Origin of the sequence: Gordonia aichiensis NBRC 108223, assembly GCF_000332975.1 — a bacterium.
In the GTDB taxonomy this organism is placed as follows: Bacteria; Actinomycetota; Actinomycetes; order Mycobacteriales; family Mycobacteriaceae; genus Gordonia; species Gordonia aichiensis.
Genome location: NZ_BANR01000011.1, coordinates 112,550 through 133,549 on the forward strand (window position 1 = coordinate 112,550; position 21,000 = coordinate 133,549).

Sequence of the window (21,000 nt, forward strand, 5' to 3'; positions counted from 1 at the left end):
AGCAACGCAGCTCAACTCCGCGGGCACGCAGCCTCAGGCGTGTGCCGCCACTCTCGACGACCGCAGCTCTCGCAGCGCTGACCGTAGTCCACGTCGACGCCCCGTCGCCGGGTCGACACCGAAGTGCGTCTTGGTGCCCTCGATGATGTTGAACCGCAATTCCGATGCGGTCTCGGGAGCGTCGTCGGCGCTGGCCTTCAGCATCGCGTTGGGCACCGACAGTTTGGCGATCGTCCGGAACGTCAGTCCGTACTGGTGCAGCAGCGAACCGGTCGTGTACGGGAGGTCGTACTTGTCGCACAGCTCCCGGACTCGCACGCCGATCTCCTCGTAACGATTGCTCGGAAGGTCCGGAAACAAGTGATGCTCGATCTGGTGACTCAGGTTGCCGCTCATGAAGCGCATCAGCGGGCCGGCCCGAAAGTTGGCCGATCCCAACATCTGTCGCAGATACCAGCGCGGTTGATCCTCTTCCTCGTACTCCTCGACGGTGAATTTCTCTGCGCCGTCAGGGAAGTGTCCGCAGAAGATCACCGCGTACGCCCAGTAGTTGCGAATGAAGTTCGACGTCGCATTGGCGGTCAAGGTGCTCAGCCAGTTGGGTCCGGCAAGCGCGGGGAAGATCAGATAGTCCTTGGCGGCCTGCTTCCCGACCTTGCGCCCGATCACTCGCAGATCCTTCAGCGCCGCGCGATACGACTTCTGCCCCTTGCGCAGCTTCTCCGCCTCGAGGTGGTGCAGGGCGACGCCCCACTCGAAGAACGTGGCGAGGAGGAGGTTGTAGACGGGATTGCCCACGTTCCACCACTCCCACGGCTGGTCGCGGGTCACGCGCAGAATTCCGTAGCCCACGTCGTCGTCCATGCCGACGATGTTGGTGTACTTGTGGTGCACGAAATTGTGCGAATGCTTCCACTGCACACTCGGACACGTGGTGTCCCACTCCCACGACGACGAGTGGATCTCCGGATCGTTCATCCAATCCCACTGCCCGTGCATCACGTTGTGGCCGAGTTCCATGTTCTCGACGATCTTGGCGACGCCGAGCATCGCGGTGCCGAGAATCCAGGCGGGTTTACGGTTGCTGAACATCAGCACCACGCGTCCGCTGGCGGCGAGTCCCCGCTGGAATGCGATGGTGCGTCGAATGTACTTGGCGTCGGGCACCCCGCGCGATTCTTCGATGTCGCGTCTGATCGCGTCAAGCTCGGCGCCGAGCGTCTCGACGTCGGCCTCGGTGAGATGGGCGTACCGATCGATGTCGGTGATGGCCATGGATTCTCCCTACAGGTCTAGCGTGCATTCACCCGACACGGTTGAGATACATGTCTGGATGCGGTCACCTTCGCGTCGCTCGTCGCCGCTGCGTAGATCGCGGACGTAACCCGCAGCGAGCGGAACAACGCAGGTCTGACAGATACCCATTCGGCACCCGAAGGGCATCTGGATTCCCAACTCCTCACCTGCTTCAAGGAGTGTGGTGGCACCGTCGATCTCGGCGGATTTATCCGACTTCGCGAACGTGACGGTACCGCCTTCGCCGCCGACGTCGGTGCGTGCGATGGCGAAACGTTCGATGTGCAATTGATCCGACAGTTCGTTCTCGCGATACACACTCTCGATCTCGTCCAGGAACTCCACAGGCCCGCACGCCCAGCACGAACGCTCACGCCAGTCCGGGACAGCGGCGTCGAGTTGGGTGACGTCGAAGCGGCCGTTCTCCTGACTGAGTCTCAGATCGAGTGTGTAACTGGGTGTTTCGTCGTCGAGTTGTTCGAGTTCGTCGAGAAAGATCACCGATTCCCGGCTGGGAGCCGCGTGGACGTGAACGATGTCGGGCGTCTGCTCGCGATGCTTCATCGACCGCAGCATCGCGATCACCGGCGTGATCCCGCTGCCCGCGGTCAAGAACAACACGGTGTCGGGAACCGGCTCCGGCAGGTGGAAATCGCCTTTCGGCGCGGCCAGTCGGATGATCGTGCCGGGAGCGACACCGTCGACGAGATGCGTCGACAAGAAGCCGTCTGGGTTGGCCTTGACGGTGATCGAGATGGTCTTGTCGTCGTTGCTCGCGAACGATGTCAGCGAGTACGAGCGCCAATGCCAACGGCCATTGACATCGAGTCCGATGCCGACGTACTGGCCTGGCCGGTAGCTGTCGGGGAACCCCCACCCCGTGCGGATCACGACGGTCGCGCTGTCGGCGGTCTCCTTGACCACGTCTTCGACGCGACCACGCAGTTCCCGTGCACTCCACAGGGGGTTGATCAGGTGGAGATAGTCGTCGGGCAGCAAGGGGGTTGTCGCTCGCGCGATCAATCCTCGCAGGATGTTGACCTCGGGCCGAGTCGCGTCGACGTCGGCCGCGGGCCGCTTACTCCACTTGAGAAGATTCACCAGCCTCCCTCCGGTAGCTCGTAGTGTACGAGTGTACACACGACTGGTGACGCTGGTCACAGCATTCTCAGCGGCGGAGGCGACACCCCGGCAGATGGAAGCAGTGCGGACCGGCTTCCACGACGCCTACCCCGTCTTCGGACGCAACGTGAACAGTTCCCAGACCTCTTTCTGGTCCTGTGCCCACGGGTCGTAGACGAACGGCGCATGCCGCATCGCCATCCCGGCCTGGCGCGGCGTCCGGTTGGCCTTGAAACCGTTGCACGACTTGCATGCAGCCACCTGGTTACCGAAGGTGCTCTTGCCGCCCTTGGAGACCGGCACGATGTGGTCGACGGTGTCGGCGGGGCCGTCGCAGTACGCACAGATCCACTGGTCACGACGCAGGATGGTCGCCGTCGACGCGTACGAGTCCATCGACTTACCCGCGTACGGCCGGTAGGCGTTGCGCTTGATGGCAACCACCTTGTGGATCGGCAAGGTCACCGTGGGTGAATGAACCACACGCACGATCGGTGTGCCCTCGACGTTGCGAGCGACCTCGGTGGTCAGCAACACTGCCGCACGCCGCCACGTGACGCGAGCGAGTATCTGCAGTCCGGCATTGGTGACGAAGATGGTCATGACAGTCCTCCCGATGCCACGTGCGGGTCGTCGAGATCATCTGTATGCCGTTGGATCGGTGCTGGAATTCGCGTTGAGTTCCGCAATGGGGTCCGCATGGGGCACCTCCTCGTCGCCTATCGGACCTTTCTGCTCGGCTCTGTGTTGACGCCATGACCTGCTCGGACGTGGCGCGCTCCACGCTAATGCCAATACACCGATCTCGCGAGGTCATTTCATCGGTGGCGGCGAAATACCGTCCGACGTTCACTTCCACGACATATTCGGCCGCGCCGGGAATGGCTTCGGAATAGCCCGCTGCGGCGTGTGCATTCTGGCCACTCAGCGGGCGAAGTGCACACGATCTCCCGGCGCCGACCGTCGATTCCCCGAACTCGACGCCACCGCGCCCCGTGCGTGTCACGCTGCAGAGCAGTTCTCGACAATCAGGAGGTCATCGCGGTGTCGGTAGGTTCGGCGTTTCATTCACACGCAGCCGCACGCAGCTCGCACCTACTCCTTGTCGTCGGCGCGGTGCTCGGCGTCCTGCTCGCACACGCCGCAGTGACTCCCGTCGTCAACGCCGCTCCTGCGCAGGTGCAGTGCGCCCTGCCCACCGGTTCCTCATCGCCCACCTCGGCCACACCGTCGAATGTAGGTATCGACAAAGCGAAGCTCGACGATGCAATCGCTTTCGCGGCGTCGCGAATGCGCACGCACATCGAGGTCTACCGCAACAACTGTCTGATCGGTCGCGGACCTCTGAACAACGCCACCGGCGATGTCCCCTGGAATCTGTTCAGCTCCACCAAGAGCGTCGTCTCCATGCTCGCGGGGATCGCCTATACCCAGGGAAAGCTCGATCTCGCGGCGTCGATCGCGACCTATCTTCCCGCGGGCAGCGTCGACCGCGCCCACGCCGCGATCACCGTACGTGACCTCCTCACACAATCGTCGGGGCTGCGACAGTCCATCATCAGCGAGGCACTGACGGCGGGACTCGACGTCGACCCTGACATCGCGAAAGAAGCTCTCGCGCTCCCGGTTCAGCACAAGCCCGGCACGTTCTTCGAGTACACGCAGCACGGGCCTGACCTGTTGGCATTCGTCGTGCAACGCGCCGTCGGAGAAGATCTGCAGCAGTACGCGCAGCGAACTCTGTTCGGGCCGTTGGGTATCAACCAGCACGACTATTACTGGGCGCGCGACCGGTCCGGTCACACCTATGGGTACGCCTTCCTGTTCATGCCGCCGAAGGACTATTCACGCTTGGGGCTGCTCATGCTCAACGACGGCGTGTGGGGCGATCAGCGAATCATCTCGTCCGACTACATCCGACAGGCGCACACGCCGTCGTCGTCGAATCGTTGTTACGGATACCTGTTCTGGGTCAACGACTCTCCGTGCATCGGCCCGTCGTTCCCCTCGCGTCAAACCATCTCGCAGGCGCCGCTGGCGGGGCTGCCATCCGACGCCTACGCCATGGTCGGGTTCCTGCAGCAGAACAACTTCATCGTGCCCAGCCTCGGACTGTTGGTGAGCTGGACCGGCATTCTCGGCGATGTCTCTCCCGATCCGGGCACGTTGCTCAGCGCAAGCCTCAACAGTGAGCTGTATCGCGAGTTCTTCCGCAAGCTCGTCGCCGCATTCCGCACACCACGGATACCCGATCCCGGCCCCTATCGACCGACCATGAACCTCAACTTCGACCCCGTCCAGTTCGCTGATCCCACCATCACGTTGGGCGCGTTGGGTTTCGGACCGTACGCCCCGTCGGACTGCACCGTGCTGCGATGCGGATCGACACCACTGCGCGCGCCGCTACAGGGCAACCCCGGCTGCTTCGCGATCACGTGCCTCCCGGTGACACCGCAGTCACCGGGAAGGCGGTAGCTGCCAGAAGGGTGCCGTCATCTGACACTCTGGACGCATGCGCGACCCGCTCTACACTGGCGGCCTGACCCGTCGAAGCCTCATGTTCGACGTCGCGGTGGCCGTGCTCTTCGGGCTGCTGGCCATGTCGTTGCACTTTGCACAGTCGATCCCCGCGGGCATCGCCGCCGCTTTGGTGACCGTCGCACTCGCGGTTCGACGCCTCGCCCCGACGCTGATGTCGGTGTTGGCGCTGGCGTCCGCGGTGATCCAGGTGGCCACCGACCAGATCGCTGTCCTCGCGTCGCTGGCCTACTTCCCGATCTTCGCCACCCTCGGCGGGCATCCCGATCAGCGGGTTCGACGCTCCTCGCTCATCGTTGCCGTGGTCGGGTCACTGGTTGCGGGCTGGGAGTTCCCGCACGCCTACGATGTCGAGCCCTCACTGCTCAGCCACGTGTTCACGATGTTCGTCGGCTTCTGCGCGGCAGCCGTTGTGGTGATCGGCGGGTGGGCGTTCGGCTTCATCCGGTACCAGCGCCGCACCGTTGCGCAGGCGCAGGTCGCCGAAACCATCGCGCAGCTCGAACGGCGACGACTCCTCGATCTCTACGACGAGCAGCGCGAACGCACCCGACTCGCCCGCGACATGCATGACGTCGTCGCACACTCACTGACGATCGTCGTCGCGCAGGCCGAGGGCGCGCGCTACAGCATCGACGCCGCGCCCGAGGTCGCCCGACAGGCGTTGACCGTCATCGCCGACACCGCCCGCGAATCACTCGGTGAAGTGCGCGGCCTGCTCGCCCAGCTGAACAACGACGACGCCGCCGCGGCATCCCGCGCCGACCGCGAGACGCTGTATCAACGGATGCGGACCGCCGGCATGACCATCGAGACGCACGAGGTCGGTGACGAGGAGATCAGCGAACCGGCCATCGGCAGAATGGCCCAGCGGGTCCTGACCGAGGCGCTCACCAATGCGCTCAAGTACGGGGATCTGACCACACCGGTCACCGTCGACATCGACTGGACCAACGGCTGCCACCTCACCGTGCGCAACGCACTCACCGATACCCCACTCTCGCCCGGTGGCGCGGGCCGCGGCATCATCGGCATGGCCGAACGCGCGGCGCTCGTGGGCGGAACAGTGCGCAGCAGGGCGGTAGAGCGCAGTTGGCTTGTCGAGCTGAACGTGCCCGCCCCCTGCGAGGTCGAGTCGAAAGGAATCTCACGGTGATCCGGATCGCCCTCATCGACGATCAACCCATGTTCCGACAGGGCATCGCGATGATCGTCGACAGCCAACCCGATATGGAGGTTGTCGGTCACGAGTCGTCGGCGCTCTCGCTGCTCGATTTCGTGCGCGCCACCCGACCCGACGTCGTCCTCATGGATGTCCGGATGCCCGGCATCGACGGCATCACCGCAACCGCCGATCTCATCAACGCACTCGGCGACGGCGCCCCGCGTGTCCTCGTGCTCACCACATTCGACGCCGACGAAGCCGCGGCGTCGGCCATTGCGGCAGGCGCCAGCGGGTTTCTCCTCAAAGATGCGCAACCCGACTTCCTTCTCGCCTCGATCCGCGCGGTCGCCAGCGGAAGTCAGGTGGTGGCGGCATCGGCGACGCGACGACTGTTCGAGCAGACACGCACGCGCGCAGGCGATCCCGGGCCAGAATACGAACGCCTCACCCCGCGAGAGCGCGAGATCCTGGTACGGGCCGCACACGGATTGTCCAACGCCGAGATCGCCGACGCCGAGGTCCTCTCGGAAGCCACCGTCAAAACGCACGTGTCGCGAATCCTCACCAAGTTGGGGCTCCGTGACCGCGTACAGCTCGTCGTGTACGCCTACGACCACGGATTGGTCTGAGTACTCCTCGTACATCTCCCGATGTATGCCGACTAGCTCTGGCGGACGACGAAAGTTCATCGTCGAGGCCGACGATATCGGGGCAGCGGCTGCCTAGCGTTGCAGGTATGAACAATCAACCTGCATCTGTGGTGCTCCGCAACGTATTCCGGAGCTATGGGGATCCGAGTCAACCGATCCATGCACTGCGCAACGTCTCGCTCGAGCTTCGCCGCCGCGAGTTCACGGCCATCATGGGACCGTCGGGATCGGGCAAGTCGACGCTTATGAATGTCATCGCCGGGCTCGACGACATCACGTCGGGCGAGATCTGGGTCGACGGCAACGCACTCTCCGTACTCGACGACGAGGCGCGAACCCGACTGCGCCGCAACCACATAGGCTTCATCTTCCAGTCGTTCAATCTGATCCCAACGCTCACCGCGCAGGAGAACATCCACCTTCCGTTCGTGCTCGCCGGGGTCAAGCTCAACTCCGAAGCGCGCTACTGGATCGCGCACCTCGTGCGATCGCTGGGACTCGACGAACGGCTCGACCACCTGCCATCAGAGCTGTCCGGCGGACAACAGCAGCGGGTCGCGATCGTCCGCGCACTCGCGATGCATCCGACCGTCATTCTCGCCGACGAGCCGACCGGTGCACTCGATACCCGAACCAGTCGAGAAGTGCTGTCGCTGTTGACCACTGCCGTGCACGAGTACGGTCAGGGCATCGCCATGGTGACCCACGATCCGGTCGCGGCGTCGTACGCCGACCGCGTGGTGATGCTCGCCGACGGCCAGATCACCGGCGAGTACCAGGGGCTCGGCGCACGCGAGATCTCCGAACTGCTCATCGGACTCCAGGGGGTGCCGGCATGAGGGCGACGTCGGCGCGACTCACAGTGGGATCGCTGCGCGAGTTGTCAACGGTCGGTGTCGTCGCCTGCCTCGCGAGTGCGTACGGGACTGTGCTGGTCGACGCCGCGAGCGTCCTGTCCGTGTTGGGCGGAGAGGCGGGCGGTTCGATAGGCGCGGCGCTGGCGGTGGTTGCCACAGTGTTCATCGGTATCGCACTGTTCGTCTCCGGGATCGTCATCAGTACAGGCGTCGACACCGTGATCGCCGGTCGCCGAGAACAATTGCGGCTACTTCGACTCATCGGTGCGAGTGCGAGTCAGCTGCGGGCCGGACTGGCCCGCGCGGTCGTGACCGTGGCGGGCATCGGTGCACTGATCGGTATCGTGGTCGCAACGGTCGTCATGGCGATCATTCGAGAGGTGTTGTTGCACAGAGGGACACTCCCCTCGGCCGACTATCCGGTCCTGCCCTTCGGTGTGGTCGTCGCCGGGGTCGCAGTGGTAACGATCGCAGCCATCGCTGCACGTATCGGTACGCGAACAACGCTGACGCGTGCGGCCGTTGCGCAGAATACGCGGTCCAAGGTCGGGGTGGTACGTACGCTCCTTGCCTGCACGGTGATCGTCGCCGGGGCGCTGCTGCTGGCACTTGCCGCCTTGCTGGGTGAGTACGGGAGCCTGGCGGGGTTCTTCGTGGCATTCCTCGGTGCGGTCACGGTCTCGGTCGGTGTGCTCCTCGGCGCGCGACGGATAGTGCCGCAGCTCGTCCGCTGGGCGGGAACAGCTTTCGGCGGGAGCGCACCGTCGATCGTCGCACGCAAGAACGCGGTCTCCGACCCGCGGCGCACGACACGCTCGACCATCGGACTGCTCGTCGGCGTGACGTTGGTGACGACCATCGCGTCGGGCATGAGTTCGCTGACCCGCTCGATCCACAGTTGGGACCTGCCACCAGCCGACATGGCTGAACTCGAACGATCGTTCTCGATCATCACCGCCATTCTCCTCGCCATGATCGCAATCTCGGCAGTGATCGCTGCTGTCGGATTCGTATCGACGATGTCGCTGACGGTGATCGGCCGTACCCGCGAGATCGGCATGCTGCGCGCCATGGGATTCACCGCACAGCAGGTGCGCTCAATGGTCGTGCGAGAGTCGCTGGCACTCAGCGGAACCGCGGTGATCGCGGGGCTGGTGTTGGGCATCGTCTTCGGTACGGTGGGCAGCCAGTCATTGATCGGCAGCATGACGTCGGGCATCCCCGTCAGTCTGCCCTGGGGCGCGCTCGTGGCGATCATCGGCGGTACCGCCGTGGTCGTGCTCGCCGCCTCCCTGCCGCCGAGTCGCCGGGCCGTGGCCGTGGCACCCGTGGACGCACTCGCCGTGGCGTGACGCGGTGGGTCTGGGCGCGCCAAGCAGGTCGAACCTGCGCTGGTCGAACTTCTCGAGACCAGCCGGCCGCCTCGTTCCGCTCCACATGTCGAGACAGCTCCCGTTTTCAGTCAGTTCGGTGCGCACCCCGCCGCAAAAGCCCAGGTCGCTTCCCGAGGCAGCGCCAAGAATGACTGGAAACGGGAAGCCTGGTTCATAGTTGGTCGTGGTAGTCGGGGTCCTCGCGCTGCATTCGGTCGATGCATGCACCACTCCGAGGTCCGCAGCCGTCAGGCCGATGCGGTTACACTTCGGTTCGCGCGTCAGATCCGAGCGAGTCTGCCAGCCCCAGAAGATGTGCGCGCGTCAGCCTTTCGGCGCGGTCGGAGTCGCGCGCGAGTATGGCGTCGACGACGGCGCTGTGTTCGTCGGCGTCGGCTCGACCCACCGGCATCATGGTGAGCATGTCGGTCATCGACCCCACCAGCCGCGCCCGCAGACCGTCGAAGAGTGTGACCAGCAGGTCGTTGTGCGACGCTACGACGATTACCTGATGCAATCGAATATCTTCTGCCGCAAGCGCTTGCGGCGCTCCGTCGAGCAGAGCATTGCGATTCTCCAACGCCGTTCGGATGATGCGCGCGTCGTCGTCGGTGTGGTTGGCTGCGGCGAGAGCGGCAGCCCGCGATTCGATGGCGATGCGGACCTGCAGGACGTCGGTGATCTCCGCGATCTCGGCGAGCTGATCCCACGGCTGCGTGGGTTCGGTCGCGGCGAGGAAGACGCCGACGCCCTGCCGTGTGGTGAGCACTCCACGCGCTGCAAGGCGGCGAATTGCTTCGCGGACCGTGGAGCGGCCCACGGATAGTTCCCGCGCCAAAGACACCTCGCCGGGAAGCTGCTCACCTACTTCCCAGCGGCCACGCCGAACATCGTCGAGCAGGGCACGTGCAGCCTGCTCCGACAGCGGAACGCGCGAAAGTGCTTCCAAGGTCCTAGTCCGTTGTGTCTTTGTCGGTTGGTTTCGAATGGTCGATCACCGTTCGTTCTGATGATAGGCCCGCGGCCTCGGCGGTCGATCGGCGCCGAGGGACGCTCTCAAGCCACATCCGGTACATCTCGCGCACACCGATCGTGAGCGCGAAGGCCGCAAACACGATGCTCAGAATCTTGACGTTCAGCGCGAGTGCGATCAGCACGCCGACGACTGCACCGGGCAGCGCACCGATATTCAGGTTGAGGCCGAGTCGCATGTCGGCGGTGCCCTGGCGTGCGTGCGTGATGGTTCCGACGATGGCGTTGGGGAAGAACATCAGCAATGACGTTCCTTCCGCGGTCGGGAGGTCTGTACCGAAGAGCAACATCAGCGCCGGAACTGCGAGCAGACCGCCGCCGAGCCCCATCCCCGCAGCCCACGCGCCGATCACGAATCCGAGGATCAGCGAAACCGGGAGGACATACCACCGGTTCGCAAGCCAGCTGTCGGGTACGAGGGCCGATCCCTGCATCGGGTCGTGCCCTGAGACGTCGAGGAACAGTTTGAGGCACGTCAACAGGAGGATTGCGACAAATAGCCAACGCAGGATCAGCGCCGGGATGCGCAAGATCAGCTTGGCGCCCAGGACCGCGCCCAGCGTGGCGCCGACAACCATTCCCGTACCCGCCCGAAAATCGATGGATCCGCCGACCAGTCCGAATGTGGCTGCTCCCACACCGGTAACGGCGATGTTCGCCGCGCCGGCAGTGCCGTGGAGAGTATGCCGGGAGAGGTTGGTGACCTTCTCCAGAGCGGGCACGTAGAACACCCCGCTACCGCCGCCGAGCAGTCCGCCGATCACGCCGCCAATCGCACCGATCCCGAGTTGGGTGGGCACTGAGGGTACGACCACCAGACCGTCGGTGATGGTCGGCCTCGCCGCGACTGGTCGGGTGGCTCTGGGTGCGCGCATCGCTGAACTCCTTCTGTCGTCGCAGCAAGACACTACGCATACATGTACTTGTCTGACAAGTACATGTATGCGTAGATCTGCCACCGTGACCGTCGCCAATCACCAGGGCACGGTCTGACCGCGATAGTCCAAGAACTGCAACCCACCCGCACCGGCCTGAGCTTCCAGAACGTCGACGACTCCGCTCGTGCTCTTCTCGTCTCCTGTCTACCCGAACCGTTCTGTCCTGATCTGCGCGGCGTCGTGGCCGACGTCGACCATGGCCCGAGCGCAATGGTCAACAAAGCCACTGGGTCCACAGATGTAGATGACCGGCTCGCGTGTGGGTGGGATCGTCACGGCAGCCAGTTCGTCTGCGGTGACGCGTCCCGGAGGCCGGGCCTCCCCCGCGTCGCCGCCCCGCGTGTGAAAGAGGTTGATGGGCAGCCGTTTATGCTCGTCGAGCTGATCGAGTTCCCTGGCGAAGTAGCGTCGTTGCGGCGAACGCAGCGAGTACACGAGGTTGAACGGCGTCGACGGTGCGGCCACCTCGCGCAGTCGGATCATCGACATCAGCGGCACGATTCCTGATCCGCCGCCGATCAGTTGAACCGGCCGGGTCGTCGACGGCTCCCAGGTGAACCAACGACCATTGGGGCCGCTGATCTCGAGCGGCTCGCCCACCTCGATGACGTCGACCAGGTACGGCGACACCTCTCCGTCATTGAGTTTCTCGATGGTCACTTCGATGGTGCGGGTCTCGCGAACATCGGAGAGCGAGTATGGCCGCGCGGTGGAGTACCCGTCCTCGGCTGTCAGTCGGATGTCAACGTGCGCGCCGGAGTCGGCGCTCATTGGTTCGCTCAGCGCGAGTCGTAGCGACCGCGCAGTGGGACTCTGCATCTCCGCGCCGACAACAGTCGTGATCTGCCAGTGCACGACTCACGCTCCCGACATCACGAGTAGCGCTGCTCGCGCCAGGGATCACCGTAGATGTGGTAGCCGCGCTCCTCCCAGAAGCCTGGCGTGTCAGCCGGCATGAACCGTAGGCGCCGAACCCATTTCGCGCTCTTCCAGAAGTAGAGGTGCGGCACGAGTAGTCGTACCGGGCCACCATGTTCGGGTGCGAGTGGCTCACCGTCGAAGGTGTCTGCGAGCCAGGCTTTTCCGTCGGTGAGGTCGGCGAGCGGAACGTTGGTGGTGTATCCGCCATAGCAGTGGGCCATCACGTAGGCGTCCGGTGGCCATGGCAACACTGCGAGCAGGTCGTCGAATGGCACTCCGCGCCAACGGGTGTCGAACTTCGACCAGCGCGTGACACAGTGGATGTCGGTGATGACGTCCTGATGCGGGAGATCGCGGAATGCAGACCAGTCGAGGCTGTAGGCGCGATGATCCGACGACTGAATCGTCAAGCGCCAGCTCTGATGTGGTAGCGCGGGCGTCGGTTCGGCGGAGAGAACCGGAAAGTCGAGAGTTGAATACTGACCGGGCGGCAGCCGCTGCGCCATACGGTCGCGGCGCCCGACAAACCCTCGATTGACTATCGCCATGCGACCAAGTGTAGGGGTACGCCGACTTTCCGCAGGTCATAGGCGTAGAGTCAGGTCCAGCTGATTTGCACTCATAGCCGACGTGGCCGCGTCGTCGTGTGTTGGTCACCGACGAGTACGGCCCGACGGCCGGTCAGGAGAGTGCCCAGTGACGAGTATCGCACCGACTTTGGGGCCCACGCGGGTTCGCTTCACGAGTGACCCCGATGCTCCGGTTGCGGGAGCCTGGTACCCGTACACGGCGAATCTCGCGCACGAGCTGAGCAGCCTGTCCCTCGCGGTTGCGCCGCTTCTCGGGGATGTCACGTCGATCTCGGTGCACTGGCAGTCCTATCGCCGCTATCCGGGACTCGACTCCGCCGACTCCCCGACGGTTCCGCCGCTCATGACGCTCAATGCAACCCGACGTAGCGCCACGCTGCTCGTGATCCCGTGCCGGACGGCCTCGTCTCTGGCCGCGATCCTGATGCACCTCGCCAGCGACGACGACCTTCCCGACGGACACATGCACTCGCTGGAGTGCAGGCGGGGTCAACGAATCCTCTCGATCGCGGAGCAGTACCTGACCGGACTCGCCGACGCCGCCCAGGCCAATTGAGAACGTGCTCGGGCTCAGAACGTGCTCGGGGGATTGACAGTCGACCTGTCGACGCCCGTGTCGGGGACGCCCCACTTGGCGAAGATCTTGGCGTAGTCGCCGGTCTCGATCAGCTTGTTGACTGCGTCGGACAGCGGTTTTGCCAGCCCCGAGTCCTTCGCGGTGACAAAGCCGACCGACGTCGAGCTGATCTGGCCGAGGAACTTGGTGCCCTCGACGTGCTTCTCGTCGTACTTGAGGCTGAGGACCGGGCCGAAGAACAGATCGACCTTGCCGTTGGCCAGTCCCAGGAAGATCGGGGCGGTGTCGTTGAAATACTGTACGGTCCAGGGCTTCTTGCCGACCTTGGCGCAGTCGGCGACGTGTGAGCTGAGCAACGTCTGGAAGGTCGAGCCCGGGGTGGTGGCGATCGTGTACCCGCAGACGTCGGTGATGGTCGAGACCTTCTGCAGGTCCACGCGTGACGAGCCGAGGAAGCCCTGTCCGTCGCTGAGGTAGGTCGAGAAGTCGAGGACCTTCTCCCGCTCGGCGGTGACCCCAAAGTTCGCTTGCCCCACCTGGTACTTACCGTTCTGCACGCCCGGAATGATCGAGGCGAACGTTCCGTACTGTACGTTCCAGTTGAGGCCGAGCACCTTGCCGATCGCGTTGCGCAGATCGAGATCGAGTCCGACGTTCTTGTTGTCGACCACTCCGCCGTGCGGCAAATTGGACGTGCCGGGCGTCTGCGTGGTCCCCACTGTCAGTGTTCCCGCCGAGCGCACGTTCGCCGGTAGCTCGGCACTGATCTTCTCGTCCTTGGCAATTCGGCTCGTGATGTCCTGCGTCGGAACCGCCGACGCCTCAGCGGAGCCCACGGTGTCATCCGACGATCCGCAGCCACTCAGCGCGACGCTGCACACGACAGCGGTGGCAGCGAGTAGGGGGAGAATGCGTACGCGGTGCGTCATCGTCGAAATCCTTTGCACAGTTGGGGTTGTGACACGGAGGCGGAAGGCTGTTGATCCTCGTGTCAGAGCACGGCGGACAGGAACGCCCTGGTGCGTTCGTGCTGCGGGTCGTCGAGAATCTCTGAGGGAAAACCGGATTCGACGATGCGACCGCCGTCGAGGAAGATCGCCTGGTCGGCCACCTCGCGGGCGAAGCCGATCTCGTGCGTCACGATCACCATCGTCATGCCGCTGCGGGCGAGGTCGCGGATCACAGCGAGCACTTCGCCGACGAGTTCGGCGTCGAGTGCGCTCGTCGGTTCGTCGAATAGCATCAGGCGTGGCTTCAATGCGAGCGCACGAGCGATGGCGACGCGCTGCTGCTGGCCACCGGAGAGTTGGCGCGGATAGGCATCCTCGCGGCCGGCCATACCAACTCGTTCGAGTAGATCACCTGCACGTGCGACCGCCTCGCTGCGTGGGATTCCCGCCGCGAGCGGACCTTCGATCACGTTCTGCAGCACCGTCATATGCCCGAACAGGTTGAACTGCTGGAAGACCATGCCGATCGTCGAGCGCTGCCTGGCAATCTCACCGTGGGACAGTTCATGTAGCTTGCCCGCAGAGGGACGGTATCCGATGATCTCACCGCCGACCTCGACGAACCCGCTGTCGGGCTTCTCGAGATGGTTGATGCACCGCAGCAGCGTCGACTTGCCTGAACCCGACGGTCCGAGCAGCACTGTCACGGTGCCTGTCGGAACGTCGACGTCGATGCCATCGAGGACCCTGTGCAGTCCGAAGCTCTTGCGCAGTCCGCGGATTCGGACAAGGGGCAGCGTGTCGTCGTGTTCGAGTGCGTCACGCTCGCGGGTGTGGCGTTCATGTGTGCGGTGCGTCGTCGAGAAGCTCACGCGTCCACCGCCTTGCGGGTACGTCGGTCGAATCGGAGCAAATCGGTGCGAACCCGGCCGAAGAGGGGCAGGTTCTCGCGGAACGTCGTCCACAAGCTGTGTTGCGGTGAGCGATTACCGCGGGAGTAGTGACGTTCGGCGAAGTGCTGTCCGATCGACAGCACGCTGGTGACGATGATGTACCAGATGGTTGCCACCAGCAGCAGCGGCAGGATCAGGTAGTTCTGCTGGTAGATGAGCTGCGTCGAGTAGAGCAGGTCCTGCACGGCGATCACACTGACGATCGAGGTGGCCTTCAATAGTCCGATCAACAGGTTGCCCGACGCCGGGACGATCGCGGGCATAGCTTGCGGCAGGATGATTCGTCGGAAGATGCGATACCTGCTCAGCCCCAACGCTTCCGCAGCCTCGGCCTGGCCCCGGTCGACTGAGAGGATACCGCCGCGCACGATCTCGGCCGCGAACGCCGCGACATCGATGGTCAACGCGACGAAGGCAGCGAGCACTCCGGAGAAGAGGTGCGCTGTGTCTGCCTTGACGAACTCGGGTCCGAACGGAATCCCGAGTGACAGTTGCGGATACAGCGAGGCCAGCTCGTACCAGAAGAGTAGTTGCACCAGGGGCGGGATCGAGCGAATCAGCCAGACGTAGCCTGCACTCAGCGTCGACAGAATCGGATTCGACGACAACCGCATCACCGCGAGCACGATGCCCAATGCGAAACCGCACACCATGACGGCGGCGGTCAACCACAGGGTGAGCCCGAGTCCCCGGAGGATCGAGTCGTGGAAGAAGTAGTCGCCCACCACATCCCACTGGAATCGCGGATTGGTGATGAGTGTGTGAACCAGCATCGCCGCGAGCACCAACACCACGACGCTGCTCACCCACTGGCCGGGCTTTCGCGCCTTGACCAGGGTGGCCGAGAGCAGCTCGGCGTCGCACGGCTCGCTGGTGAGCGGCGCACGCGGCGGTGCTGTGGACAGTTCTGCGGTCACGGGTCCTCAATGTCGTCGTTGCGGCAGCGGCGGGTGCCTGCTCACGTCGGGCGGTCACGACGAGCTCTTCGGCACCCCGTCACGAGGGAGCCGCTGTTCAGCAGGCCAGGGCTCGGCGCTGACGCTCATCACCGACGCAAGGCTAATGCGGCTGGGTCAGCCCGCCGAGGGTATGAATCGGCACGATTCTTAGGGCCGCGAAGCGGGGCGGGTGGTTGTTCGGTCCTGGCGCGGCACTGCACGTACAAGTGTCTGAGTTGCGGGTTCTAGGTGTTTTGTCGGCCTCGCGTGATATGTATCACGGGAGGGATCCAGGACACCGCGCGACCAACACGAAGGAAGCACCTGAATTGCAGAGGTACACCGCATTGAAAATGGCGAGCGAATATGGGCTCGCGGTCGACGACGTGGTTACCCTTGCGCATACGTTGCGGGACTACGGGGTTCGCTCTGCCGCCGACGTCCTCGCTGAGACTACGGTTCGCCAGTTCAAGGGCGCGTTCTCACGCCAGCGCACGTCACAACTGCGCGGTCGGTACGAAGCGCTGACCGCAGCGCAGGCGCGACGCAAACTCGCTCTGACCGAAGCCGTAGAGCTCCGTGCTCTCGAGAGCGTCTTCTACCCTGCTACTCCCCGATCCGGCTCGCGGAGGAAGCGCGGCAAGCCACAGCGTCGAGCCGATTCCACGAGCGGCACCTCGATTACAGTCGGAGGATTGGCCGAGGGCGTTGGGCTTCCGACCGCCTACATCTTCAACCTGGCGAACGACTTTGGTGCACAACTGCTGAGCCACACCGATATCGTTCCGGCCGCCATCGCGTCGCTGATACGCCGTCGACACTCACGCGCGAGTTCTCGCCGCATGCTCATGCGCTACGAACGCTTCGTGCTGGAGCAAGCGGTGGCCCCGCTGACATCAACGGAGCTCGAGGAGTACTACGAGTTGAAGGAGATCTTCGAACCACCCGGCCACCCCGTCGACCGAGATGAGGGTCGCCCGACAGCCAACGCACTTCGGATCAATCAAGCAAGCGATGACGCCGCGGCAACCATTTCCGAGGCGCAGCGTCGGCCAGGCGCCGAGTACGACATCAGCCCATGGCATCGGCGCGGCGCGCGCTTGATGGGTCATCCAGGCAGTGGCCGCCGTCGCTAGTCGGACGGGCCCCAGGCTTCGGTTTGTACGTGCCGAGGCCGGATTGTGAGGCAGTGAAAGGACGGCCATTGATCGTTCCGACCTGGCGCGCCCACGAGCGCCTACCGTGGTGTGCGACCACCGACACCGAGGAGCCTGATGCCCGAATCATTCGAGATCACCCGCCTGATTCACGCCGACCCTGCCGCGATCTTCGCGCTACTGACCTCTCCCAACGGCCATGTCGTCATCGACAGTTCTGGCATGCTGCAGAGCGCCGAGGGGTCGTCGGTGAGTGCGGTCGGCGATGAGTTCGTGGTCCACATGGATCGCGAGTCGCTCAACGACCTTCCGATGGGCAAGTACGAGGTGCGCGTGATCATCACCGGCTTCGAGCAGGACCGGTGGATCGAATGGACCATCATCGGCACGGTGAAGCCGCCACTCGATCATCGCTACGGCTATCGCCTCGAGCCCGCCGACGACGGGACACTCGTCACCACGTACTACGACTGGAGCCGCGTCACCAACGAGGACGTCAAGGGACGGTTCCCGATCATCCCCGAGGCCGGGCTGCGCGCGACGCTGGGAATCCTGGCGCGGACGGTCGAGCAGCACTGAGAGCTCGCCGTTGCGTGGGATCCACGGGGACATTTTCGGTACCCGGGATCCCACGCAACATGCCTCTCAAACGACGCTGAAGGACCTGCCGACGCACGTCGCGCGGGTGACCGCGCCAGACGATCCGGTGTTGGCCGCACCGCGGTTGGTCACGTCGGCTCGGACGACGATCCGGCCGGGGCCGGTGCGTAGCCGTTCCGCATACGCGATCGACGCCTCGCCGCGGACCGACGTGTGGCCGATGGCGACCCCGGTCTGTCGGGAGTCGAGGTTGCGCCACGAGAAACGGACGGTTTGATCGAAGGGCGGTGTGAAAAGTTGAGTCGCGTTGACGAATTCGAGGGTGACCATCCCGTGGTCGACCACCCGCCTGGTCGGGGTCTCGACAACGCGGCCCGACTGCTCGATCCGAAGCTTGCCGGCTACGGGCAATGGCGGGAAGTAGGGATTTTGGATGTTCGTCGAGCACACCGTGGCGGGCGGAGCCGGGTAGTACGGCGCGGCGGACGCTTGCCCGGCCGTCACTCCGACGCCGACCATGGCGCTCGCGGCGATGACGAATGCCGCTGTGGTTCGGAACCTGATGGCCCGGCGGGTCCGTGTACGTCCTGTGAACATTTGCTGCGCCATTCGGTTCTCCTCCAGTGGCGTCGGTACTGCCCGGACATCTGGACTGTCGTCCGACGGTGGCGAGGTGTTAGCGGGGTCATTCAATCGCGGCACCATTCGTCACTTCAACGACGCGCCGTCGCCCATCACGGCACCCTCCCGACGCGGATCTGCCCCGCCGAGCCAGCCGTCGTCGGATCGCTGCAGGGCGCTGAGTCCGCTGGACTGGTCGTCGACCGACACCTGCTCTCCGCGTTCGCGCAGCCCCCTGGCGAGCGGGTCGTCGGCGCCGTCGTGCGCGGTATTGACCAAAGGGTGCTCGCCACCGACGTTCGACGTCGGGGTGTTTGCCGTGCCGAAGTCGATCATCGACACCGCCTGTTGCGGGTTGAGCTTCCAATCCAGCATGCCGACAAGGGTTTTGACGACGAACTGAATGATCACTGATCCGCCGGGCGATCCGAGGGCTGCGGTCAAGGTATCCGGGCCGCCATTGGTGCCGGGCTGCATGACCAGGGTCGGCGCCATCGACGAGCGCGGCCGCTTACCGGGCGAGACGCGGTTGGCGAGGAGCTGTCCGGACTCATCGCGTGGCTCAGCAGAGAAGTCGGTGAGCTGGTTGTTGAGGATGAAGCCATCGACCATGTGGAAGCTGCCAAACGCCGATTCGACGGTTGTCGTCATCGACGCCACGTTGCCGTACTTGTCGGCGACAGTGATGTGGCTGGTGCCGTGCTCAGTCCCGACGTAGGAGCCAAGCGGCACCTCGCCGAGGTCGCCGGGCTGAGCCTTGCCGAGCGAGACGTTCGGCTTGATCAGTGCCGCACGCTGTTTCAAGTACGTCGGATCGAGCATCGTCGCAACACCTTTGCCGGGTAGTGGAATGAAGTCGGGGTCGGCGATGTACTTGTCGCGGTCGGCGTAGGCGAGGCGCTCTGATTCGTTGATCAGGTGCACCGCTTCGGGATTGGGGTGCCCGCCGTCGCGGTCGATGTCGGTCGGACCCATGGAAGGGATGTCGAAGTTGGAGAGGATGCCCATTGTCGCGGCGACAGTGATGCCGCCCGACGACGGCCCGGGCATCGCGACAATCCGGTGGCCGCGGTACTCGGTCGATACCGGTTCGCGACGCATCGCCCGGTAGTTCTTCAGGTCGTCGGTGGTCATGAGACTCGGCGTCATTCCGTTCGACGTCGAGCTCGCCTTCGCGACAATCGCGTCGGCGATGGGTCCGGAGTAGAGGGCTTGTGCGCCGTCGGTTGCCAACGCGCCCAGTGTCTTTGCGTAGGCGGGGTTGGTCAGTCGTGTTCCGGCCGCCTTCGGTGTGCCGTCGGGGTTGAGGAAGTACGAGCGCGCGTCGTCGTCAGCCTTGAGGTCTTTGGCGGATTCGGCAATCGCAGTCGCGAGACGCGGCGAGATGTCGAAGCCGTTGTCGGAGAGGCTGACTGCGGGATCGAAGAGCTTCCTCCAGTCGGTGCGCCCATGCTCGTTGTGGATCTCCTCGAGCATCCGCACTGCGCCGGGTACTCCGATGGAGCGGCCCGAGGCGCGTGCGCTTGGGATCGGTGCACGTTGGTCGGTCGGGCTGATGTAGCGCAGGTAGTCCTCGGTGGCGGCCGCTGGGGCCGTCTCGCGGCCGTCGAACGCAGTCGCCTTGTGGGTGTTGGCGTCGTAGTAGAGGGCGAATGCGCCGCCGCCGACTCCCGACGACTGCGGCTCGACGAGTCCGAGCACCGTCTGCGCGGTCACCAGTGCGTCGGCCGCTGTACCGCCGTCGCGGAGGACCTCGCACGCCGCTTTGGTGGCCAGCGGATTCGCCGTCGCAGCGGCATAGGTGTGCGTCTGGACGGGCTGCATCCCGGTGCGGTAGCCGGTCGCCGCCTCAGGGCGGGTCGAGATGTCGGCAGACGACTGCGCGGCGGCACTGGAGTCGATCTGGGTCCCGGTGTGCAGTTCCCCGCACGTCATGCGGACCTGCGCGCCGTCGGTCGACGACGAGCAGGCGGTCAGGATCAGGGCCGGCGCGACGGCGAGTGCTGCGGCGCGGAGGAGCGTGCTTGCGTGCGGTGTACGGCGCATACGGGTTAAGGGTAGGGAAGACTGAGCGGGTATGTGTCGCAAAACGGAGGGCTAGCAGTAGATGTCGGACAAGTGGGTCACCTATCTGAGCCTCGACGCGGACGAAAAGCAGGCAAGCACAGCCGTAGACGACATTGTTTCGTGGCTCCTCGAGCGCGAGGTAATTGCTCCGATGTCGCGGCTGGACCGCTTCTACGGGCAGTACCGGGAGGGTTCGCGCTTCGCTGAGGCTTTCGACCCCGCCCAGGTTCCACTTAGCGCAATCGCCGGTGGCACCTACATCCTGTTCGGCGTGCGCGCCGAGAAAGAATGGACCATGTCGACGAACATGAATAGCTTTGAGCCGCCGCCCTGCCCCCAGTGTTCCGTACCCATCGCGGACTCCCGGATGGGCGAACTGATGACGCAGTGGAATGATTCGCGGACGGAGCCCGTGACCACGTGCGTCGAATGCGGTCACAGCGACCTGCTCGGTAACTGGCAACACATCTTGGGCGGGTACTGCAACTACGGTTCGATTTCGTTCGTCAACGCGTTTCCATTATTAGATGAGTTCGACGAGGAGTTGCTCGCGCGGATCGGTCCGCGGCCGCGGAAGCTCTACGTGCATTTGTGATCGTCGGCGTGCACGACGGGCTGGCAGGACTGTCTCGGCGGGCGCGGCGAGCCAATAAAC

The 21,000-nt window shown here is 64.4% G+C and carries 21 protein-coding genes; 9 read left to right on the forward strand and 12 right to left on the reverse strand.

Features of this window, described 5'->3' with window-relative positions:
* Nucleotides 1-33: 33 nt before the first annotated feature.
* The 3 genes from GOACH_RS13095 to GOACH_RS13105 form a co-directional block, all read right to left on the reverse strand.
* A complete protein-coding gene (locus GOACH_RS13095) occupies nt 34-1,275 on the reverse strand; it encodes a fatty acid desaturase family protein (RefSeq protein WP_005175346.1) in 1,242 nt (413 codons plus the stop codon).
* Between the two features lie 9 nt (nt 1,276-1,284).
* Nucleotides 1,285-2,397, reverse strand: coding sequence for a ferredoxin reductase (locus GOACH_RS13100; protein WP_005175348.1), 1,113 nt, complete (start codon nt 2,395-2,397; stop codon nt 1,285-1,287).
* 126 nt (nt 2,398-2,523) lie between these two features.
* A complete protein-coding gene (locus GOACH_RS13105; RefSeq protein WP_005175350.1) occupies nt 2,524-3,021 on the reverse strand; it encodes an HNH endonuclease in 498 nt (165 codons plus the stop codon).
* Nucleotides 3,022-3,462: 441 nt separating this feature from the next.
* On the opposite strand from GOACH_RS13105, the gene GOACH_RS13110 reads away from it, so the two are divergent.
* The 5 genes from GOACH_RS13110 to GOACH_RS13130 all read left to right on the forward strand — a co-directional run bounded on the left by GOACH_RS13110 (nt 3,463) and on the right by GOACH_RS13130 (nt 8,980).
* Nucleotides 3,463-4,893, forward strand: a complete 1,431-nt coding sequence (locus GOACH_RS13110; RefSeq protein ID WP_005175352.1) for a serine hydrolase domain-containing protein — start codon at nt 3,463-3,465, stop codon at nt 4,891-4,893.
* Nucleotides 4,894-4,930: 37 nt separating this feature from the next.
* Nucleotides 4,931-6,112, forward strand: coding sequence for a sensor histidine kinase (locus GOACH_RS13115; RefSeq protein WP_005175354.1), 1,182 nt, complete (start codon nt 4,931-4,933; stop codon nt 6,110-6,112).
* Nucleotides 6,109-6,750: a response regulator transcription factor gene (locus GOACH_RS13120; RefSeq protein WP_005175356.1), complete on the forward strand. Its 642-nt coding sequence runs from the start codon at nt 6,109-6,111 to the stop codon at nt 6,748-6,750. Before GOACH_RS13115 ends, GOACH_RS13120 begins: the two co-directional genes overlap by 4 nt.
* Before the next feature lie 107 nt (nt 6,751-6,857).
* Nucleotides 6,858-7,610 carry an ABC transporter ATP-binding protein gene (locus tag GOACH_RS13125; protein ID WP_005175358.1) on the forward strand — a complete coding sequence of 251 codons (753 nt, stop codon included), beginning with the start codon at nt 6,858-6,860 and terminating at the stop codon, nt 7,608-7,610.
* Nucleotides 7,607-8,980, forward strand: a complete 1,374-nt coding sequence (locus GOACH_RS13130; RefSeq protein WP_005175360.1) for an ABC transporter permease — start codon at nt 7,607-7,609, stop codon at nt 8,978-8,980. The genes GOACH_RS13125 and GOACH_RS13130 overlap by 4 nt, the downstream gene beginning before the upstream one ends.
* A gap of 283 nt (nt 8,981-9,263) precedes the next feature.
* Here the strand turns inward: GOACH_RS13130 and GOACH_RS13135 are convergent, their stop codons facing one another.
* The 4 genes from GOACH_RS13135 to GOACH_RS13150 form a co-directional block, all read right to left on the reverse strand.
* A complete protein-coding gene (locus GOACH_RS13135; RefSeq protein WP_005175362.1) occupies nt 9,264-9,950 on the reverse strand; it encodes a FadR/GntR family transcriptional regulator in 687 nt (228 codons plus the stop codon).
* 4 nt (nt 9,951-9,954) lie between these two features.
* Nucleotides 9,955-10,908, reverse strand: coding sequence for a sulfite exporter TauE/SafE family protein (locus GOACH_RS13140; RefSeq protein WP_005175364.1), 954 nt, complete (start codon nt 10,906-10,908; stop codon nt 9,955-9,957).
* A 207-nt stretch (nt 10,909-11,115) separates the two neighbouring features.
* Nucleotides 11,116-11,790, reverse strand: a complete 675-nt coding sequence (locus GOACH_RS13145) for an FAD-binding oxidoreductase (protein WP_052004002.1) — start codon at nt 11,788-11,790, stop codon at nt 11,116-11,118.
* Nucleotides 11,791-11,843: 53 nt separating this feature from the next.
* A complete protein-coding gene (locus GOACH_RS13150) occupies nt 11,844-12,440 on the reverse strand; it encodes a sulfite oxidase-like oxidoreductase (protein WP_040518617.1) in 597 nt (198 codons plus the stop codon).
* Between the two features lie 148 nt (nt 12,441-12,588).
* Here GOACH_RS13150 and GOACH_RS13155 point away from each other — a divergent pair, with 148 nt between their 5' ends.
* Nucleotides 12,589-13,038: a DUF5994 family protein gene (locus GOACH_RS13155; RefSeq protein ID WP_005175369.1), complete on the forward strand. Its 450-nt coding sequence runs from the start codon at nt 12,589-12,591 to the stop codon at nt 13,036-13,038.
* Between the two features lie 14 nt (nt 13,039-13,052).
* Here GOACH_RS13155 and GOACH_RS13160 read toward each other — a convergent pair whose 3' ends face one another.
* The 3 genes from GOACH_RS13160 to GOACH_RS13170 all read right to left on the reverse strand — a co-directional run bounded on the left by GOACH_RS13160 (nt 13,053) and on the right by GOACH_RS13170 (nt 15,879).
* Entirely contained in the window at nt 13,053-13,988 is a 936-nt protein-coding gene (locus tag GOACH_RS13160) for a transporter substrate-binding domain-containing protein (protein WP_005175371.1), read from the reverse strand.
* Between the two features lie 62 nt (nt 13,989-14,050).
* Nucleotides 14,051-14,806 carry an amino acid ABC transporter ATP-binding protein gene (locus GOACH_RS13165; protein WP_040518665.1) on the reverse strand — a complete coding sequence of 252 codons (756 nt, stop codon included), beginning with the start codon at nt 14,804-14,806 and terminating at the stop codon, nt 14,051-14,053.
* 71 nt (nt 14,807-14,877) lie between these two features.
* Nucleotides 14,878-15,879, reverse strand: a complete 1,002-nt coding sequence (locus tag GOACH_RS13170) for an amino acid ABC transporter permease (RefSeq protein WP_005175375.1) — start codon at nt 15,877-15,879, stop codon at nt 14,878-14,880.
* A 374-nt stretch (nt 15,880-16,253) separates the two neighbouring features.
* On the opposite strand from GOACH_RS13170, the gene GOACH_RS13175 reads away from it, so the two are divergent.
* Complete coding sequence (locus GOACH_RS13175) at nt 16,254-17,036, forward strand: hypothetical protein (RefSeq protein ID WP_040518618.1); 783 nt, start codon at nt 16,254-16,256, stop codon at nt 17,034-17,036.
* A 138-nt stretch (nt 17,037-17,174) separates the two neighbouring features.
* A complete protein-coding gene (locus GOACH_RS13180) occupies nt 17,175-17,636 on the forward strand; it encodes an SRPBCC family protein (protein ID WP_005175377.1) in 462 nt (153 codons plus the stop codon).
* Nucleotides 17,637-17,702: 66 nt separating this feature from the next.
* Here the strand turns inward: GOACH_RS13180 and GOACH_RS13185 are convergent, their stop codons facing one another.
* Both GOACH_RS13185 and GOACH_RS13190 read right to left on the reverse strand, forming a co-directional pair.
* Nucleotides 17,703-18,266: a hypothetical protein gene (locus tag GOACH_RS13185; RefSeq protein WP_005175378.1), complete on the reverse strand. Its 564-nt coding sequence runs from the start codon at nt 18,264-18,266 to the stop codon at nt 17,703-17,705.
* Nucleotides 18,267-18,365: 99 nt separating this feature from the next.
* Entirely contained in the window at nt 18,366-20,324 is a 1,959-nt protein-coding gene (locus tag GOACH_RS13190) for a gamma-glutamyltransferase family protein (RefSeq protein ID WP_005175379.1), read from the reverse strand.
* A 61-nt stretch (nt 20,325-20,385) separates the two neighbouring features.
* Between GOACH_RS13190 and GOACH_RS13195 the strand changes: the two genes are divergently transcribed.
* Complete coding sequence (locus tag GOACH_RS13195; RefSeq protein WP_005175380.1) at nt 20,386-20,940, forward strand: hypothetical protein; 555 nt, start codon at nt 20,386-20,388, stop codon at nt 20,938-20,940.
* Nucleotides 20,941-21,000: the final 60 nt, after the last annotated feature.

Bases quoted from the DNA above. Each gene is read 5' to 3' on its own strand.
- GOACH_RS13095 (WP_005175346.1), bottom strand. From the start codon at position 1,275: ATGGCCATCACCGACATCGATCGGTACGCCCATCTCACCGAGGCCGAC.
- GOACH_RS13105 (WP_005175350.1), bottom strand. From the start codon at position 3,021: ATGACCATCTTCGTCACCAATGCCGGACTGCAGATACTCGCTCGCGTC.
- GOACH_RS13115 (WP_005175354.1), top strand. From the start codon at position 4,931: ATGCGCGACCCGCTCTACACTGGCGGCCTGACCCGTCGAAGCCTCATG.
- GOACH_RS13125 (WP_005175358.1), top strand. From the start codon at position 6,858: ATGAACAATCAACCTGCATCTGTGGTGCTCCGCAACGTATTCCGGAGC.
- GOACH_RS13130 (WP_005175360.1), top strand. From the start codon at position 7,607: ATGAGGGCGACGTCGGCGCGACTCACAGTGGGATCGCTGCGCGAGTTG.
- GOACH_RS13140 (WP_005175364.1), bottom strand. From the start codon at position 10,908: ATGCGCGCACCCAGAGCCACCCGACCAGTCGCGGCGAGGCCGACCATC.
- GOACH_RS13145 (WP_052004002.1), bottom strand. From the start codon at position 11,790: ATGCAGAGTCCCACTGCGCGGTCGCTACGACTCGCGCTGAGCGAACCA.
- GOACH_RS13150 (WP_040518617.1), bottom strand. From the start codon at position 12,440: ATGGCGATAGTCAATCGAGGGTTTGTCGGGCGCCGCGACCGTATGGCG.
- GOACH_RS13160 (WP_005175371.1), bottom strand. From the start codon at position 13,988: ATGACGCACCGCGTACGCATTCTCCCCCTACTCGCTGCCACCGCTGTC.
- GOACH_RS13175 (WP_040518618.1), top strand. From the start codon at position 16,254: ATGGCGAGCGAATATGGGCTCGCGGTCGACGACGTGGTTACCCTTGCG.
- GOACH_RS13180 (WP_005175377.1), top strand. From the start codon at position 17,175: ATGCCCGAATCATTCGAGATCACCCGCCTGATTCACGCCGACCCTGCC.
- GOACH_RS13185 (WP_005175378.1), bottom strand. From the start codon at position 18,266: ATGGCGCAGCAAATGTTCACAGGACGTACACGGACCCGCCGGGCCATC.
- GOACH_RS13190 (WP_005175379.1), bottom strand. From the start codon at position 20,324: ATGCGCCGTACACCGCACGCAAGCACGCTCCTCCGCGCCGCAGCACTC.
- GOACH_RS13195 (WP_005175380.1), top strand. From the start codon at position 20,386: ATGTCGGACAAGTGGGTCACCTATCTGAGCCTCGACGCGGACGAAAAG.